This window comes from Paenibacillus sp. (assembly GCF_035645235.1).
GTDB lineage: Bacteria > Bacillota > Bacilli > Paenibacillales > YIM-B00363 > Paenibacillus_AE.
In genome coordinates this window covers 1-16,052 of record NZ_DASQMZ010000047.1, presented here as the reverse complement: position 1 = coordinate 16,052, position 16,052 = coordinate 1, and the positions used below count along the sequence as shown (strand labels likewise).

Below are 16,052 nucleotides of genomic sequence, written 5' to 3'. Positions count from 1 at the left end.
GGATGACGCTAAACGGGGAGACGCCGCCTGTGGTATAATTTTGTCTATGACGCGCGGACGCCGCGCGAAACCGGACGGGAGGCGGGAGTCGTGGGACTCATTCTGGAGCAAATCGAAGATAAAATCGAGTGCCTCGAGGCGTTCGACATGGGGACGCTGGAGAAGAAAATCGCGGAGCAGGTCGAGCTCAACAAGGCGCTCATGCTCCGCGTGCACGCCGTGCATCACCAAGCGACGTTTCATCCGTTGCACAACAAGATGCTGTACACGGCCATACTCCATTTCAAAGGGAAATAGAAAAGAAGGCAGGGGGCGACTCCTGCCTTCGTTGCGCCTTTCTAAATTCGTTTCAACAGCTTGAATCCGTCCGCATACGCATAGCCGGAGGACGCGTTCTTCCATACGTACACCTGAATGTAAGCCGTCCCCTCCGGCACGGTCAGCTCGACGGATTTCTCGCCGTATTCGGGCTGGGAGAAGAGCAGCTCCGCGCCGGACGTAACGTCCTGGTTCGAGGCGTTCTTGAACTTCAATCCGACGCTGACGAAGCCGGCGGACGCGTCGGCCAGCGCCGCGGCTTCGAGGCGCACCGTATCTCCCGCGGCGAACCCCGTGCGGATTTCTTGCGCGAAACCTCCCCCCGAGGCGCCGACCTTCGCGGCATGCGTCCCTTCGAAGGCGCCCTCGTTCACGACCTGGGCGTTCCCCCAGTTGCCCCAGCCCGACAGCGTGCCGGACTCGAAGCCGCCGTTCGCCATAAGATCGATGAATTCGGGCTGTTGGTCGGGCGGCGTCAAGTTCAGCAGCGACAAGTTATCCACGTGCAGATAGCCCGATGCGGCGTTCTTCCATACATACACTTGAATGTACGCCGTTCCGACGGGCACGGCCGCGTCGATCGACTTCGTCGTGTACGCCGCGCCCGAGAAGACCAACTCGGCGCCCGGGCCTACGTCTTGGTTCGAGGCGTTCTTAAACTTCACGGCTACGCTGACCGTGCCCGCGGCCGCGTCGACCAGCGCGGCGGCCGACAGGCGCACGATATGGCCCGGCCCGAAGCCGGCGCGGATTTCCTGCGCGAACCCGCCCGCCGCGGTGCCGACCTGCGCGGCATACGTCCCCTCGTATGCGGACGCGCCGACGACCCGGGCGTTGCCCCAGTTGCCCCAGCCCGTCAAATCCCCGGTCTCGAAGCCGCCGTTCGCGAGCAGCTCCGTCCGCACGACGGCCGCCTTCGTCTTCGCGACGAGCGGGGCGCTAAACTCGGACTCGTTGCCCGACGCATCCTTCGCCTTCACCGTAAAGACGTACTCGGTATTTTCCGTCAAGCCGGCGACCATGTAGGCCGTGTCGGAGAGCAGCTCGTCGTTCGCTTTCTGCCCGTTCGCGTACACGTCGTACCCCGCTACCTCGTCGTTATCCGAGGATGCCGTCCAGCGCAAGCTGATCGACGTATCGGTAATTCCTTCGGCGGCGACGTTCGCCGGCGCCGAAGGCGGCTCGGTATCGGTCTCCGGCAGGTTGCTGCGGTAAAACTCGATTTCCGCGACGTTAGAAAGCGAGCCGTCCGGCCCGACGTACCGCAGGTACCGATACGCCGGCGCGCCGTCCGGCAGAGCGGCTTCGTTCCAGCCCTCGACGACCGAATCCGGAATGACGTACAAATCCTCGTATCCGTCCTCCGCCGACGTGTTCGAGCCTTGGAACACGCCGCCGGCCATGTTCGCCGCGAAGCCGGACCTCGGCAGGAATCTAACGAGGTTAACGACGGAAGCCCCGTCCGCCCCGAGGTCGATGCCCGTATAATCGCCTACGAAGAACGACGAAGGGTCGCCGTCGAACGCCCTATGGCGCTGGCCGCCCGCCGGCTGCCCGCCGGGATTCGTCCCGAACGGCGTCCCGACGAGCCGCGCATACGGCGGCGGCGGATCTTGCGCCTCGATCGTCACGTTCGTGAAGACCGCCTCGACGAAATCGTCGGGCCCTTCGTCGCCCGAGACGACCAAGCCCGCCAACATAGAGGTCCCGAGCTCGATGTTGTGCAGATCGGCGAAAATATACCATTGCCCGTCTTCCTGGTAATACGCCCGCACGTTCGTGCCGTCCCGCTCCAGCTTGACCGTCAGCCCTTGCCGATTCAGCGGCAGCTTGGAGAAGCCGGTTACGTAGCCGTCCTTCGTCCCTTGCCGGGTCGACACCGCCGTCTCCGCGCGAGCGTGGATGCGCAGCGTGACGTTGTCGGACACCTGGGCGTCCGCGGAGCGGAACATGAGGCCGGCGACCGCCGCAGGATCCTCCGCGGCGAATCGGGACAGCGTCGCGGTCATCGTCACCTTCTCCGCGTAAGGAATCTCCTGCCAGACGTAGGTCAGGTCGTCGAATGCGCCCCAGACGGTCGCGCCCGACGATTGGATCCGGATCTCGCCGCCCTCCATCGCGACCTCGGCGCTCGACGTCGACGAACCGTACCGATACGAGCTGACCTGCCACGGCGGAGCGACAGACACCCCCGCGATGTCCGTCAGGACGCCGACGGGAACGGCCATCGACTTGACGACGCCGCGATGCGCGACGGTCACCTTCACGCGCGTCGTGCCGGGAGCGACCGCCGTCGCGATGCCGTTCGCATCCACCGCGACGACGGACGGGTTTTCCGAGACGAACGCGATCGTCGCCTCGCCCGGCGCGATCGGCGCGCCGTTCGTCATCGTCGCCGCAACCTCGATCGACGTCTGCTGCCCGATGTCCAGCGTCGCGTCGCCGATCGACGGCGACACGCGATCCAAAATCGCGTCGTACACCTCAATGACCATCGCGGCGGTCTTCGTCACGCCGTCGATCGTCGCCTCCGCGGCAATCGTCGCCGTTCCCGCTCCGACTGCAGTGACGACCCCGCTGTCGTCGATCGCGACGACGGACGGATCGCTGCTCGCATACGCGACGGTTCCAAGAGACAGCGGCAGGAAGCCGCCGCTCGCGGTCGCCGCCGCCGCCTTCAACGCGTACGTCTCACCGACGGCATAGACGGTCCGCGTACCCTCGAGGAACTCGAACCGGCCGAATGCATCTTCGACTTGGATATAAAACGGGGTCGACTTCTCGACGCCGCCTCGCGATACGGTTACCGTAACGACCGCGCTCCCCGCGCGTCCGCCCGTCACGACGCCGTCCGCGTCCACCGCGGCGACCTTCTTGTCGCTGCTGCGGAACGTGACGTTCGCGTCCGCCAAGGTCACCGGATATCCTTTCGCGCTTCTCGCGGTCACCGCGAGCCGCGCCAACTCGCCCGTCGACAGGCGCACTGCCGTGTCCTCGGCGCCGACGGCGACGAACACCTTGGCAAGCGGGTCGTTCGGATCGCTGAACGGGAAATCCGCCTTGAGGCCCACGCTCGCGAGGTCGATCGGTTCGAACCCGCGTGCCAGCGCCGGGGAATTCGGCTTCAGCCGGTAGTCGTGGTTCGCCGGGTCGACGAACAACGGATCCGCGGTCACCGTATATTGGTCGTGCTCCGCATAGAGGCTCTTCCATTCCGCCAAATCGTTCACTGGATACCCGGAGAAGTGATACTCCCCGCTCGGATGGTAAAAGACGTTGCCGTCGGAAGAACCGATGAGCTCCTCCGACCATGCGTTCGTCGCATATACCTGCCTAGAGGAATGGTAGGTAATGTTATTTTCCACGGTCGCGCGCTTCGTCTCCAAAGCCCCTCCGCTCGCGTTGTGGATCAAGCTGATATCCGCAGACCGAATGCGGGCGTTATTCGCGATAATATTGTTGCGAATGACCAGATCCTGGCTTTTCGCGAAGATCGGGCTTTCCATCTTCCCGTCGCCGCTCGCAAGATTGTAAATCACGTTGCTCGTAATGATCGTGCCTTCGCTCTCGTCGTCGACGTAGATGCCTTCGCCGAACGAGTAATGAACGGTGGAGTCATGGAAAATGTTATTATGGAACGCGTTGCCCGGCCCGATCCAGAACGTATGAATGAAGCCGTCGTCCTGCGTTTGCCGGCTGCTGACGGTCAGATCGTTGAACTCGATCCGATTGTACCGCGTCGCCGTGAAATCCTTGTAATTGTCGCCGGTCACCGGAATGCCGTCGATCGTCTTCCCGACGCGTTCCGCGTACGACGCATGACCCTTCAGGTTGATGGCCGTGCCAGGCGTCTCGTAAATCAGGTTGTGGGACACCGTATTGCCGCCGCTCTCGTACATATCGATGCCCATCGCGCCCTTGATCGTACGCCCGGTCAAATAAATTTCGTTATTGGAAACGGCGTTGCCGTAATTCCAATACTGCGACGTGGCCGGACCGCTGTATTTCAGCACGATGCCGGTGTGGCCCGTCTCGCGAATGCGGTTGCCGTAAATCGTGTTGTTCTTGGCGTAATTATGCAGCTTGATGCCGTTACCGCCGATGTGCTCGATCAAGCTGTTCTTGATCGCGATATGCTCCGCATTTTCGAGATGAATGCCGCTCCGGAGCGCTTCGTAGCCCATCTCCTCATCCGAATCGCTGAACTTGAAGGCGATGCCGCGCATCTCGATATGCCGTACGGGCGTCGCCGTCGATGTCCCCTTGAATTCTACTAACGTCTTCGTGCGGGGGGCGACGATGACTTGCTGCTCGATCGGCAGGCTCTTAGGCCAGTAATAGAGCATCCCGGCCTGCTTATCCAAGTAAAACTCTCCGGGTTGGTCCAACAGCTCGATCGCGCCGGCGATGTAATACCTCGACCCTACGCCGAGCGGGTAGAAATTTAACTGGCGAATCGACACGGTTCGGGTCGCGTAATCGATACCGTCCAGCTTCTTATTGATGTTAAACCAGTTCCACTCGCCGTCCGGGCCGCCCGGCCAAATGTTGATCAGCAACTGGCTTTGGTCGGCTACGACGGGAATGTCCCCTTGACGGAACCGGAACTTGTTGTACGCGTCCGCCGGCACCATGCCGGACACGCGGTTGTAATCCTCGTTCGGATGCCGGGCGAGGACGCTGCGGACGTCGTTTTCGAACAACTCGTTGAACGTCCAGGCCGTGCCCACGGCCGCTTTATAAATATTGCCGTCGTGCGGCTGCCAGCCCTCGACGCGCTCGCCCCCGCTGATGACGGGCTGCTCTCCCGGATAATTCGTGTAGACGACCTTATAGCCGTCTCGCCCGGAATCCCGTTCGTCGAACCGAATCGGCCCGTCGATCGGATAGACGCCGCCTCTCAAATAAACCGTGAGATCCGAGGCCATGCCCCCGGCGATCCGCTCCCGAACGGCGTCCCTCGCCTTGCCTACGGTGCGGAACGGGGACGACAACGTCCCGTCGCCCGTCTCGTCGCTGCCCGACGGCGACACGTACAGCTCGGCCGAGGCGTCCGGCCCTTCCGCCGCCGCGGGCAGCGCCGGGACAAGCAGCGCCAACATCAACAACCATCCTACCAACCTCTTGCCCACTACGAATTCCTCCTTGTTCGTGCATATCGGACTGTTGAAAGCGATTTCGGTTTTTTATTGTACGGAACCGCTGCGCACTCCCGCTATTATTCAATGTGTCGATGTCTGTGATATTTGGAGATGCGCCGATAATCATACGAACCGCAGAAATCCATAGAGGAGGTCCCAAAAATAATAAGCCGCCCCGGCCGTTACGGCGCTTGGGACGGCTTCCGCCTGCGAATTACCCGAACCAAAAGCACATCGCGATCGCGACGACGCCGGCCGCGACGAGCGCGCTTCCGCGAAGCGACAGCCGCGCGATCCGGTGCTCCAGCACCGACCGGCCGGCGCCCTCCCCGCGGATGTCCCGCATCTCCCGCTCCAGCTCCGCGGCATCGCTCGCGCCTTCCTCCGGGTCCCCCGCGTCGCCGTACGAGATCCGGTTCGACCCTCCCCGGCTCATCGCGAACAAGCCGACCGCGATCAGCGCGAGCGCGACGAAAAACAAAATCTCGAACAGCGCGAACGCCAACACCAAACTAAGTACGAAGGCGGCGGCGAAAGCGGCGGCGACGACGACCGCCGTAGATGCCAGCCACCATAGGAAGCGAATCATAAACGTCCCTCCTTACTCCGGATGGGCTTGCTTGCCCTTATCTTACCATATGTACAAGCTACGACGGATCGAACCGGAAAAAGGGACGCCCGCGGCCTCTCCCCGCGAAACGTCCCTTCCTCCTTCGCGAACCCGACAAAATTATCGGCGCGCCCGCGCGCGAGCGCGGCCCTTCTTCGGCTTGCGGCCGACGCCGCATACGTTCGCGGCCGCTTCGTCCACGACCGTGACCGTCGTCACATGCTGGTACACCGGCACGCAGTGATGACGTTTGACGATTTGAATCGGGTGCACGACCTGCACCGGCATCGGGTGGTACACGTTCTCGACGATCGTTTGCGTCGGAGCCGCGATCGGCCCTTGCGCCGGGCAGCCGTTAAATCCAGTATACGCCATCGTTCCCACGCTCCTTAACGAAGTAGTCGTTTTCATCATTAAGGTATGAGCCCCGCGACGTTTGCGCATGTATGTTTGTCCCCTGTCGTTCACCTAATCTATCGGCGGCTGCCGCGATAGAGCTCCCGCACCGTCCGGAACGACTGCTTGGGCTTTCGGTATTCGGTTCACGCAGGCATCGTCATAGGCGGAGCTCCAGCGGCGTCAAGTATTCGATCTGGCCGCGCTCCCGCCGTCTGAACCGCCCCGGCGTCTCCCCCGTCCACTTTGCGAATTGACGAACGAAGCTCTGCGCGTTCTCGAAGCCGACCCGCCCGGCGATCGCCGCCAGCGTCATGTCCGTATTGGCCAGCAGATGCATCGCCTCTTGCTGTCGCAAGAGGCTGTAATACGCCTTCGGCGTCATGCGGTACACGTCCCGGAAAATGCGGCAGCAATGGCGACGGCTGATGCCGAGGCCGGCGGCGATCCGATCCAGCCAATTGCGGTGCGGCGCGTCCGCGTCCCGGAACATTTCGTCGCCGGGGTCGGGCTTTGCCAGCAGCCGCTCGATGTCCAGGGCGATCGCATCGGCCAATCGCCGCGCCGAGGGCTCCTCGGGTGGCGGCATCGCCCTAAGCTCGTCCCGCTCCAGCGCGCTGATCAGCTCGAAGGCGAGCGCGACGACCGGAATCGACGAGCCTCCGCCTTCGCGAAGCCGCTCCAGCATCGCCTCCGCCACTGGCGCCAGCTTGCGCTGCAGCGGGCTTCCCGCTTCGGCGCGCAGCGGCTGCATACCTTGCATTAGCCGCATATACGCTTGATCCTCCACTTGGAGATGGATCACAAAGTAATGCGTCGTTTCGCTCCCGGTCGCTTCGTACCGATGCCGCCGCATCGGCGGCACGAACAGCATATCGCCGTCGCGGAGCGCGAAGCGCTCCGCATCGGTATAGAACGTCTGCTCTCCCCGCAGCGTCATGTTTACCTCCAGCATCCTGTGATGCAGATGCGGCAGGCACGACCAGCCCCTGGCGACGACGGCCTCGTGCATGCCGTGCAAGTAGAGCTCGCTCTTGCGGTTGGGGAAGGCTTGATAGGCCAGATGGGCGTGTTCGCGATCGGTCATCGGACGGCTCCTCTCCGGATCTGCGCCTGCAGCGACGACGGTTGCCGGTCGCCGGCCGGTCGCCGGCGGGCCGAGCCGGCGATGCGCGTGTCCCCGTTGGTGCATTATTCGTCCGCTGGATGTCTTCGCCTGCGATATCGGAGACCGCCGGTCGGCGCTATAATTCCATTATCCGGGCGAACCGGGCGAGAAGCAAGACATGGGTATGAGGAGGATGTTGCTGCGATGTTGGAAATCAACGGCCGCCCCGACCGCGTTCATATCGAGACCGACGACGGATGGTTCGTCGCTGCGCTCGGAGAAGGAGGCGCGTGGCATGCGGCGGGGGCGGAGGTCGCGCTTCGGCCGCTTGACGCCGAGGATCGGTGGGACGTGCGTCTGTCGGTGCCCGCCGCCGCGGTCCGCGCCGTGCGGCTTCGTTGGGAACGGCGGCTGACCGAGCCGCTGTCCGTGCTTGGCGACCATTGGGAACGCGGGTACGGCGACCTCGAGTGGCGCGGACTCGCGCCGGAGCGGGCGATGCCTTGGTATTTCCTCGCGCAAGGCGCGGATCGGCGCGTCGTCGGCATCGGCGTCAAGACCGGTCCCGCGGCGTTCTGCTGCTGGCAATTGGACGCGGAGGGCCTCACCTTGACGCTGGATACCCGATGCGGCGACGCCGGCGTCCGCCTCGGCACCCGCGCGCTGTCCGTCTGCACGATCGTTCGGCTCGCCGGCGGCCCGGAGGAGTCCGCCTTCGCCGCGGCGCGCCGGCTGTGCGCGGCGCTGTGCGACCGCCCGCTGCTTCCGGCCCAGCCGGTATACGGCGGGAACAACTGGTATTACGCCTACGGCAACAGCTCGCATCAGTCCATGCTCGCCGATTCCGAGTTCATCGCTTCCCTCGCGCCGACCCAGACGAATCGGCCGTTCATGGTCGTCGACGACGGCTGGCAGCGAAGCAGCGGCGGCGGCTCCTGCAAGGGCGGACCTTGGGTCGGGAACGCCGCGTTCCCCGACATGCCGCGCCTCGCGGAGGAGATGAAGCTCGCCGGCGTCCGGCCCGGACTATGGTTCCGTCCGCTGCTGACGAGCGAATCGGTGCCCGGGTCCTGGATTCGAACGTCGTCCCCTTCGCTCGGACACGTGCTCGATCCGAGCGTGCCGGACGTGCTCGCGTACATCCGCGAGGCCGTCGCCTCGATGACCGGCTGGGGCTTCGAATTGCTGAAGCACGACTTTAGCAGCTTCGACTTGCTCGGGCTTTGGGGCTTCGAGATGCGGACCGCGCCGCATCGCAAGGCGCTTCCGTTCGCGGACCGTTCCCGCACCACGGCGGAGATCGTGCTTTCGCTGTACCGCGCCATCGCCGAAGCGTCGGGCGACGCGCTGATTCTCGGCTGCAACACGTTCAGCCACCTTGCCGCCGGCCTCGTCCATGTTCAGCGGACCGGGGACGACACGAGCGGGAAGAACTGGGAGCGGACGCGCTATATGGGGATCAATACGCTCGCCTTCCGCATGGCGCAGCATCATACGTTTTACAGCCATGACGCCGATTGCATCGGCATCACCGACAACGTCCCTTGGCGACTCAACCGGCAATGGCTGCAGCTGCTCGCCTCGAGCGGCACCCCGTTGTTCGTCTCCGCCGACCCCGCCGTCATTACGGAGGAGCACCGCCGTGCGCTCGTCGACGCGTTCGCGCTCGCAGCCGAGCCGGCGGCGCCGGCCGAGCCGCTCGACTGGCTGTATAACGCTTGCCCGAACGAATGGCAGTCGGCGCACGGGAAGCTTTCCTTCCAATGGCACGAAGACGAACCGAGCTCCGCGCCGGACGACAACCTTTGGTGGAAATAACGCCGTTCCCCGTTCCGGTATGCTCCGCGCCTCCGAAGGATAGCGTTGTCTTATCGTGAAGCGATCTGGGCCAATCTTCGTATTTCAGCGCTTAACCGCGGATTGACGGGATATACTTCTTCTATGAAGTTTAAAATACGAAGCGCCGATTCGGGAACACGATCATACCCTTGGATCATGCCTCCGATCATGTCCGCAAAACGAGGGTATCTTTGCTCCACCCGCCGCTCCATTCCGAAAGGATCGGGAAAGTAATCCACCTCTTGCTCTAACAGATGCAGCACGGAAAGTATGTTGTCCACGGCGTAGCTTTGAACGAATCTTGTAGCGGATAGACGCTCCCCCCTGGCATAACGGCCTAGTCCCACATATAAATTCGTTAAAGCTTCGTTCAGAGGAAAGTCCAGCGAATCTCTCTTCTTGCTGGGGACCGGTTTGGAGGGTTTGGCGATTCCGGTATTATGGTACGAAGGATCCTTCCAAACGACCCGTCCCTCCGGATAGGAAGCGTTCGCCAGTTCCCGCTCCTCGAATATCGCATATTCCCCGTAAATCCCGTCCTCGAACAAAATCTTATAACCGACATCCGAATTCTTAAAGGAATAAGCCAGAGAGTGAACTTCTTCGAGCCAATCCAAGCGGTTGATATATCTGTCTTTCTCGCCGGGCTTCACGATAACAAAGAAGTCCAGATCCGAATACTCATCCATTCTTTCCGTCTCGATCCCCACGGAGCCGACGCCCAACAACAATAACGCGCCCCCGCTGCGTTCAAGCGACTTACCGATTTCATCGAGCCGTTGAAGCAACGATTCCTTTTTCGACATATACATCCTCCTCTGGGTTTCGAAAATGCAAAAAGGGTTCAACCCACTTCTCAGCGAGGTTGAACCCGAAGGTTACATTGCCTTTATTTTCTTAGCTTTAAAATTACCATGACTCATGGTTACTGTCAATAATGTTGAATTCATCTTCAGAAAAATGCATATAGCCCGTTTTCAAAATATCTATAATCTCGTTCATCTAATATCTTTATTCCGTATCCTTCAAAGAACGCCTCGATCTCGGAATTCGTTTCTATTGCATCGGGCTTCGGGCGAATCGCTAAAGACAAATCGTATCTTGGATCGCCGAACGCTCCGCCGCTCCAATCAATAACGCCGTTCACCTTCCCATCGAGAAAAATGACATTATCAATCGTAAAATCGCCATGAATTAGGGTGTTTTTTACCGGCGACGGTTTATTTGCTTTTAAGTTCTCCAACATTTCGGGCGTTCCATCAACCGAATAATGGGTAAGGTTATATTCTGCTCGCCGCAACATTTCCTCCAACCAATCTGCATCCCACACCATATCTTTAGGGCATGGGGTGGAATGAATTTGTGCTAGAACTTCGCCAAAACTAAATATCATTTCATGTTTCTTATTTTTATTCTTCTCTTTAGGTAGTGCCTGCCTTAAGGTTACCCCCTCGAAAAACGCTAACAATGCCCATGATTGATTTTCTTCTGTTTGCTCTACATGTCGATAAACTTTAGGGACTGGTAATGTTGTGTTATTTAAGCTTTTAAGAACGCGTACTTCATTGGATAACCAAGAACAGTACTGCTCGCCCTTCGACCGTTTTAGAACAAAGCGCCCCTTTGCACCTTCGACGATCCCAACATCTGATGTATGACCTTGCCTTGGGAATTTAATGTCAATAATTGTCCCTACATCGTCAATGATCTCGTTTGGGATTTCGTCAACTTTGATCGGAAGCATGGCCGCCACTGTGTTTTCCCTCACCTGTTTGAATTCTACTGCGAAGTTATATTTTAATCCCCATTACCTTAATTACCTTTGAAACTTGAATATCGTTCTGAAGGTCAGTCAGCGGTTTCCATGCCACTTCTTTCAGAACTTGCTTGGTCGCTGGCAGTTCTGGATCAAATCCAAGCTTCGGATTACTTTCCTCAACTAATTCAACGAGAAAGCAGTTCTCGGTGCCTACTTCATACTTGCGGGAAAATAAATGTCTCAAGACCCGGACTCGAAAGTTTGCTTCTTCATACACCTCACGTATGGCGGCAGCCTCAAAAGTCTCACCGTCTTCCACTCCGCCTCCGGGCAGAGTCCAGTAGTCATTGTCGGGATACACCTCGTGATACACCTCGTGAACCATTAAAATCTTGTTCTCTTTTATTAACGCTGCGCTGCAGCCTGAAACTTTTTTGTATCCGTAATCACCTAATTTGAATTCCTTCCTCAGCGCCCAGCTTTTCAAACGCGTTCCTAAGCTTCTGAGCCATTACTTTATCGCCGTCGTAATAAAAGACGAGAACTTTACCCATTCCATATGATCCGTTAGGCGGCTCCGCTCCAGCGAGTGGAAATGGGTCACGCTGTACTTCTCTTCTCTGTTCAATAGAGTCGAAAATGTAAACTGTCATTTTTCCAGGTTCAAGCTTATACAAATATCGCTCAGCGCCTTCTCTTTGAAAGTCGTATGCACTAGGGGATTCATTCCTTCCTGCATACTGGACGCCCGCTTCATCAAGAGTAGCTAACACGCTATCCAAGGCTACATCTAAAGTTTCGTTGACGATCGAGACTTGAAAATAATACATCGCCGCCGCGTCCACGACATTCCCCTCTACGCCCCATCTCGCGTCTATCGCGTAAATCTGCCTTCCCGGTTTGCCGGAAACGATAAATTTATCGTCCTCCAATTCTTGTTCTGAAATAAAACCCTCGCCGCTTGGTTCAACTTCCCTGATGACCACTTCCTGCGGATTCGGTTCGTAGTCGAAATATACTTCGATCTCGGTGCCTCCAGCGAGAGAAACGGGTTCGTAACCTTTAGCTCTGAGCAACTCCAGCGGTCCCACCATGTCAGTTACAGTGTTCCACGCGTAAGAACCCAATACTACAGGGATCTCAACATTACCCGATTTCAACGTCGGCAACGGAGGCGTTACGCCTTTGACTGCAGGAAGATCGTCTCCAATGCCAGCAATCGGCGTTTCATTTTGTGGTTCGGATTCCGTACATCCAATAACGACGCTCTTTACCACCACCAACAGAAAAACAAGAGACATCAAAGACTTCTTCAATCATTTACCCCCAAAGCCTCAATCAATTAGTCATAGTATTGACGAAACAAATATGGTTAATTGTTGCTGGCGTTAGATCGGTTGTTATCTCTTCTGCCAATTTACTTCAACGGACAACGGCAGCCGATCTGGGCCGGCTGCCGTCTTCTCGAGTTGGAACTATCGTCTCCGTCCCTCGCAGTAAGGAGAGTGTTAATTTAGTTCTCCCTCAACACCTAACGGTTCAAAAGCTCTTAAAAGCTTTTGCGCCATGATGTTGTCTCCATCGTAATAAAAGACAAGAATATTACCCATTCCATACGATCCGTTAGGTGGTGTCGCTTCCGCCGCTGGAAACGGGTCGCGTTGTACCTCTCTCCTCTGTACAACGTTCGAGAAAACGTATACAGTCAATTTTCCTGGTTCAAGTTTGTACAAATGTTGCTCTGCGCTTTCTCTTTGAATATCGTACACATGTTGAGATTTAGTTCTTTCAACATTTTGGATACCTGAATCATTCAGGGCAGTCAACACGTCATTTAATGTTAATTTATTGAAATGTTCCTGTATCGCCTCTGTTTTACTTCCACAAGCGGATAGTGTGATGGCTATAAGTAAAATAAGAAAATTCTTGTACATACGCCTTCCCTCCATTACCAAGTTCAGACGTAATTAACGCGCGTATGTTGCGGAAAACACTTCACCACGATTTCTATACTAGAGAGTAACCGAATTCTACGGCAGCGCTAACGTACCCGATACTCAACCTCATTTTTTGTTTCGTCTAGATCGAACAAAAAAGTGGCTAATAATTAGGATAAGCCCAACAATACTAACGTAGCCGTAATACGTTGGAGTATCAGCCTTCATAAGAGCAGGATAACCAAAAATAATTAACATCGGTGTTCCAAATGCCAACAAAATTCTCTCGCGCATAAACCTTCCCTTTTTCATTCGTAATCTACATGTTGGAACCATCGTCCCCGTCGGAACCCTCATTTATGTGAACAGCGAAAATAACTGCATTGACTAGTCTGAATCGATTACCTTTTATAAATAATACTACGCACTCTCTCTTCACTAAGCCCAAACCGTTGAGCAAGCTCCTCAATTCTCAGCCCATGTTCCCGGTAAAGAAAGTCGATTTCAATATTGCGCTTCTCCAACACCTCTCGTGTACCGGTGGAACTCCCCCAGCCTTTTCTATTCTTCTGGGGGATATACACATGTGCTCCGTCCACATATCTCTGGATTTCATCGATGAGGTGTTGTGGCAGGATATGTTTTGCGTTTACGTATTTCGTCACATCATCGACCTCTGTTCTATACAGGTCTATAGAAGACTACCTGTCCCATAGGAGCTAGAGTAAACCCTTCAGCGCACATCGCGATCATTGCTGACAAATTACGAGAAGACATGCGAGTCCCTGCATAGGATAGGTTAAGCTCGTTCATCGAAGTGAGTACGCAGCGAACAAAACGTTGAATTTCTTGATAACTGATTTGAGAACGTATATGGATACCCAGAGTATTTGTACCTAGCATGCCCTGGTCCCGGTTTACCTGATAGTATGCTATCCCTTTGATTTTACCGTCAAATGGGTCAATCAACTTCAGAAAAACGTGATCCGGCGTCAATTCAGCAAAGTCAAAACGGACTGACTCAGCGATAAAGTCTTCACCATCTTCGCGAAGTATCGATTCGATCTCGGTCAAGTCTAATGAGCTAGCCGTTAACACATTTGAAATGTCGAGATCGGCTGGGACATTCCATTGTTTAAAATCGTTGAAAATCAACCATTGGCTGTAATACGACTCGGGTTTAAACGCATACCGAGACCAAAACTCGAACTCGGCATTGTATATTTGACCAGGTAAGATTTCAGTCATACAGAAGAGCTTATTCCCCCTCCGCTGTCTCACATATTCAAGACAAGCGTCGATTAAGGGACCGAGCTCCCTTCGGTTCTGATCCGGATGTCCAAATTGCGTAATGGTTCCGTTTCCGCTTGGGCTTACTGTGACAGTGGCAAAGCCGGCAAACTCTCCGACATCTGTCATCAGTACGAATCCTTTACTTTCCTTGGCCATTGAGGAATCTTCGTTATTAAAGTACGTTTCTCTTTTCACTAGCTTCATTTTGTCGAACGGAAATTCGCCTGACTTCCTAATTCCGACATGTATATTTCGCCTTTCATGTTCCTCCCAAGCTAATCGATCGAAGTAATCAAAGTCGTCGTCTTTGCAAAACTCCCGAACCTTATATCCAGCTGCAGCCATGTAATCACCCTTTTAGGTTGCTATTGCTTCCATTGTTCCATATATAATCCGTAAAGGGTAGATTGAGTTTTTTCTAAAAAAGCAATAACGAAAAGCTACTTCAACGAACAACGACAGCCGATCATGTGCCGGCTGTCGTCTTGTTTCCTGTAGCTATCGTCCCCGAGGGAATTTAGTAACTAAATTCGTATTTAATGGGTCTGAAATTCATTCTTGGGCTTAACCGGGCTAAATTTCTTGTCCTTTTCCAAGACGCTTTCAACAACCCACTTTCCATTCTCACTTAGAGATAATATTACTTCATGAATGGCTGTCCCACTAATTATGAGATTCGGGTCTTTTAGTGACCTATCTTCGAACCATACCTTAACAGAAGCTAGCTTCTTTTCACCCTGGTCAATAATACCTTGTACCTGATGCCCAATAATTACGGTGTAGATTTGAAACTTTTCCCCGTCAATTCTCTCAAACTGGTCAACACCACTATTAAAAGATGTAATGTATGATTCAAACACCACTTTTTCTTCCCTATCGGCTGTTTTATATTTATCTTTATTTTCAACGTATCTGTAAAAATCATTAACTGTAGAACTCGCTGTTACTGATGCGGATACGCTACATCCAGAAAATATTAATAAAAATACCGTAAATAATAAGCCAGCATGCTTCATTATGATCCCCCTAATCGAATAAGTCCCAATAATTGGAATTATAACGCACTAAGAGGGTTGTTGTCACTGCACATAATACCCAGAAACGGAATGAGACCGCCGATTTGTCTTACGGTAGCCTTGTGCATTGTTAAAGTTGACCCAACCATCATAATAAACCAGCCATTACGCAGGCCCCGTATAGCACCAGTAGGGCACCCAAGTAAAACAAAGCTGTTAAGCCTATAAAGGGGTCAATGATGAAACCAAGGATCTCCATTAATTTCTCCTTCGTAGTACCTGCTTTTTTTACAGCACGGGCATGAATGATAAGAGAAACGAGTATACAAACAACCCCAGCAATTAGAGCTAATGTCCCGACCATTATCCACCTCCTCATGCTTTTAGGGTTACCATAGCCGACAAGCTGGAAGATTATTCGTTATTGAAAACTGTCCGTTACTTCAACGAACAAAGGAGCAGCTGCCGCGGCGGCAAACTGCTCCCTGATTTCTGAACTATCGTCCCCGTTAGTTTAACCCTTTGACCACTTTTGCCCTCGAATTCATAAAAAGTAGTCCTGCCAAGAACGGCACAGCAGCCACAATCCCGATTGCCCAATTGACATTGATGGCATCGGCCAATACTCCCGCGAA

At 55.6% G+C, this 16,052-nt stretch carries 15 protein-coding genes; 2 read left to right on the top strand and 13 right to left on the bottom strand.

Going from position 1 to position 16,052, the window contains the following annotated elements; all coding sequences use genetic code 11:
- Positions 1 to 90: 90 nt before the first annotated feature.
- Positions 91 to 297 carry a DUF2536 family protein gene (locus tag VEZ38_RS03995; RefSeq protein ID WP_324892050.1) on the top strand — a complete coding sequence of 69 codons (207 nt, stop codon included), beginning with the start codon at positions 91 to 93 and terminating at the stop codon, positions 295 to 297.
- A 41-nt stretch (positions 298 to 338) separates the two neighbouring features.
- On the opposite strand, the gene VEZ38_RS03990 is transcribed toward VEZ38_RS03995, so the two are convergent.
- From VEZ38_RS03990 to VEZ38_RS03975, 4 genes are all read right to left on the bottom strand, one after another.
- Positions 339 to 5,450 (bottom strand): right-handed parallel beta-helix repeat-containing protein, encoded by a 5,112-nt coding sequence (locus VEZ38_RS03990; protein WP_324892049.1) that lies wholly within the window; start codon positions 5,448 to 5,450, stop codon positions 339 to 341.
- Positions 5,451 to 5,673: 223 nt separating this feature from the next.
- Positions 5,674 to 6,048 (bottom strand): hypothetical protein, encoded by a 375-nt coding sequence (locus VEZ38_RS03985; protein ID WP_324892048.1) that lies wholly within the window; start codon positions 6,046 to 6,048, stop codon positions 5,674 to 5,676.
- Between the two features lie 141 nt (positions 6,049 to 6,189).
- On the bottom strand, positions 6,190 to 6,444 hold the full coding sequence (locus VEZ38_RS03980; protein ID WP_324892047.1) for a hypothetical protein: 255 nt from the start codon (positions 6,442 to 6,444) through the stop codon (positions 6,190 to 6,192).
- Positions 6,445 to 6,625: 181 nt separating this feature from the next.
- The gene (locus VEZ38_RS03975; protein WP_324892046.1) at positions 6,626 to 7,552 is read right to left on the bottom strand and encodes a helix-turn-helix transcriptional regulator; all 927 of its coding nucleotides are present in this window, start codon (positions 7,550 to 7,552) and stop codon (positions 6,626 to 6,628) included.
- Positions 7,553 to 7,777: 225 nt separating this feature from the next.
- Between VEZ38_RS03975 and VEZ38_RS03970 the strand changes: the two genes are divergently transcribed.
- The gene (locus tag VEZ38_RS03970; protein ID WP_324892045.1) at positions 7,778 to 9,391 is read left to right on the top strand and encodes a hypothetical protein; all 1,614 of its coding nucleotides are present in this window, start codon (positions 7,778 to 7,780) and stop codon (positions 9,389 to 9,391) included.
- Between the two features lie 50 nt (positions 9,392 to 9,441).
- Here the strand turns inward: VEZ38_RS03970 and VEZ38_RS03965 are convergent, their stop codons facing one another.
- The 9 genes from VEZ38_RS03965 to VEZ38_RS03925 all read right to left on the bottom strand — a co-directional run bounded on the left by VEZ38_RS03965 (position 9,442) and on the right by VEZ38_RS03925 (position 15,781).
- Entirely contained in the window at positions 9,442 to 10,218 is a 777-nt protein-coding gene (locus VEZ38_RS03965) for a hypothetical protein (RefSeq protein ID WP_324892044.1), read from the bottom strand.
- Between the two features lie 146 nt (positions 10,219 to 10,364).
- Positions 10,365 to 11,156, bottom strand: a complete 792-nt coding sequence (locus tag VEZ38_RS03960; RefSeq protein WP_324892091.1) for a phosphotransferase family protein — start codon at positions 11,154 to 11,156, stop codon at positions 10,365 to 10,367.
- Positions 11,157 to 11,202: 46 nt separating this feature from the next.
- A complete protein-coding gene (locus VEZ38_RS03955; protein WP_324892043.1) occupies positions 11,203 to 11,658 on the bottom strand; it encodes an NUDIX domain-containing protein in 456 nt (151 codons plus the stop codon).
- Entirely contained in the window at positions 11,618 to 12,487 is an 870-nt protein-coding gene (locus VEZ38_RS03950) for a hypothetical protein (RefSeq protein ID WP_324892042.1), read from the bottom strand. The genes VEZ38_RS03955 and VEZ38_RS03950 overlap by 41 nt, the downstream gene beginning before the upstream one ends.
- A gap of 192 nt (positions 12,488 to 12,679) precedes the next feature.
- A complete protein-coding gene (locus VEZ38_RS03945) occupies positions 12,680 to 13,105 on the bottom strand; it encodes a hypothetical protein (protein WP_324892041.1) in 426 nt (141 codons plus the stop codon).
- Between the two features lie 404 nt (positions 13,106 to 13,509).
- Positions 13,510 to 13,773, bottom strand: a complete 264-nt coding sequence (locus VEZ38_RS03940) for a CD3324 family protein (RefSeq protein WP_324892040.1) — start codon at positions 13,771 to 13,773, stop codon at positions 13,510 to 13,512.
- Between the two features lie 16 nt (positions 13,774 to 13,789).
- On the bottom strand, positions 13,790 to 14,746 hold the full coding sequence (locus VEZ38_RS03935; protein WP_324892039.1) for a hypothetical protein: 957 nt from the start codon (positions 14,744 to 14,746) through the stop codon (positions 13,790 to 13,792).
- Positions 14,747 to 14,937: 191 nt separating this feature from the next.
- Positions 14,938 to 15,417 (bottom strand): hypothetical protein, encoded by a 480-nt coding sequence (locus VEZ38_RS03930; protein WP_324892038.1) that lies wholly within the window; start codon positions 15,415 to 15,417, stop codon positions 14,938 to 14,940.
- Positions 15,418 to 15,565: 148 nt separating this feature from the next.
- Positions 15,566 to 15,781, bottom strand: a complete 216-nt coding sequence (locus VEZ38_RS03925; protein ID WP_324892037.1) for a hypothetical protein — start codon at positions 15,779 to 15,781, stop codon at positions 15,566 to 15,568.
- Positions 15,782 to 16,052: the final 271 nt, after the last annotated feature.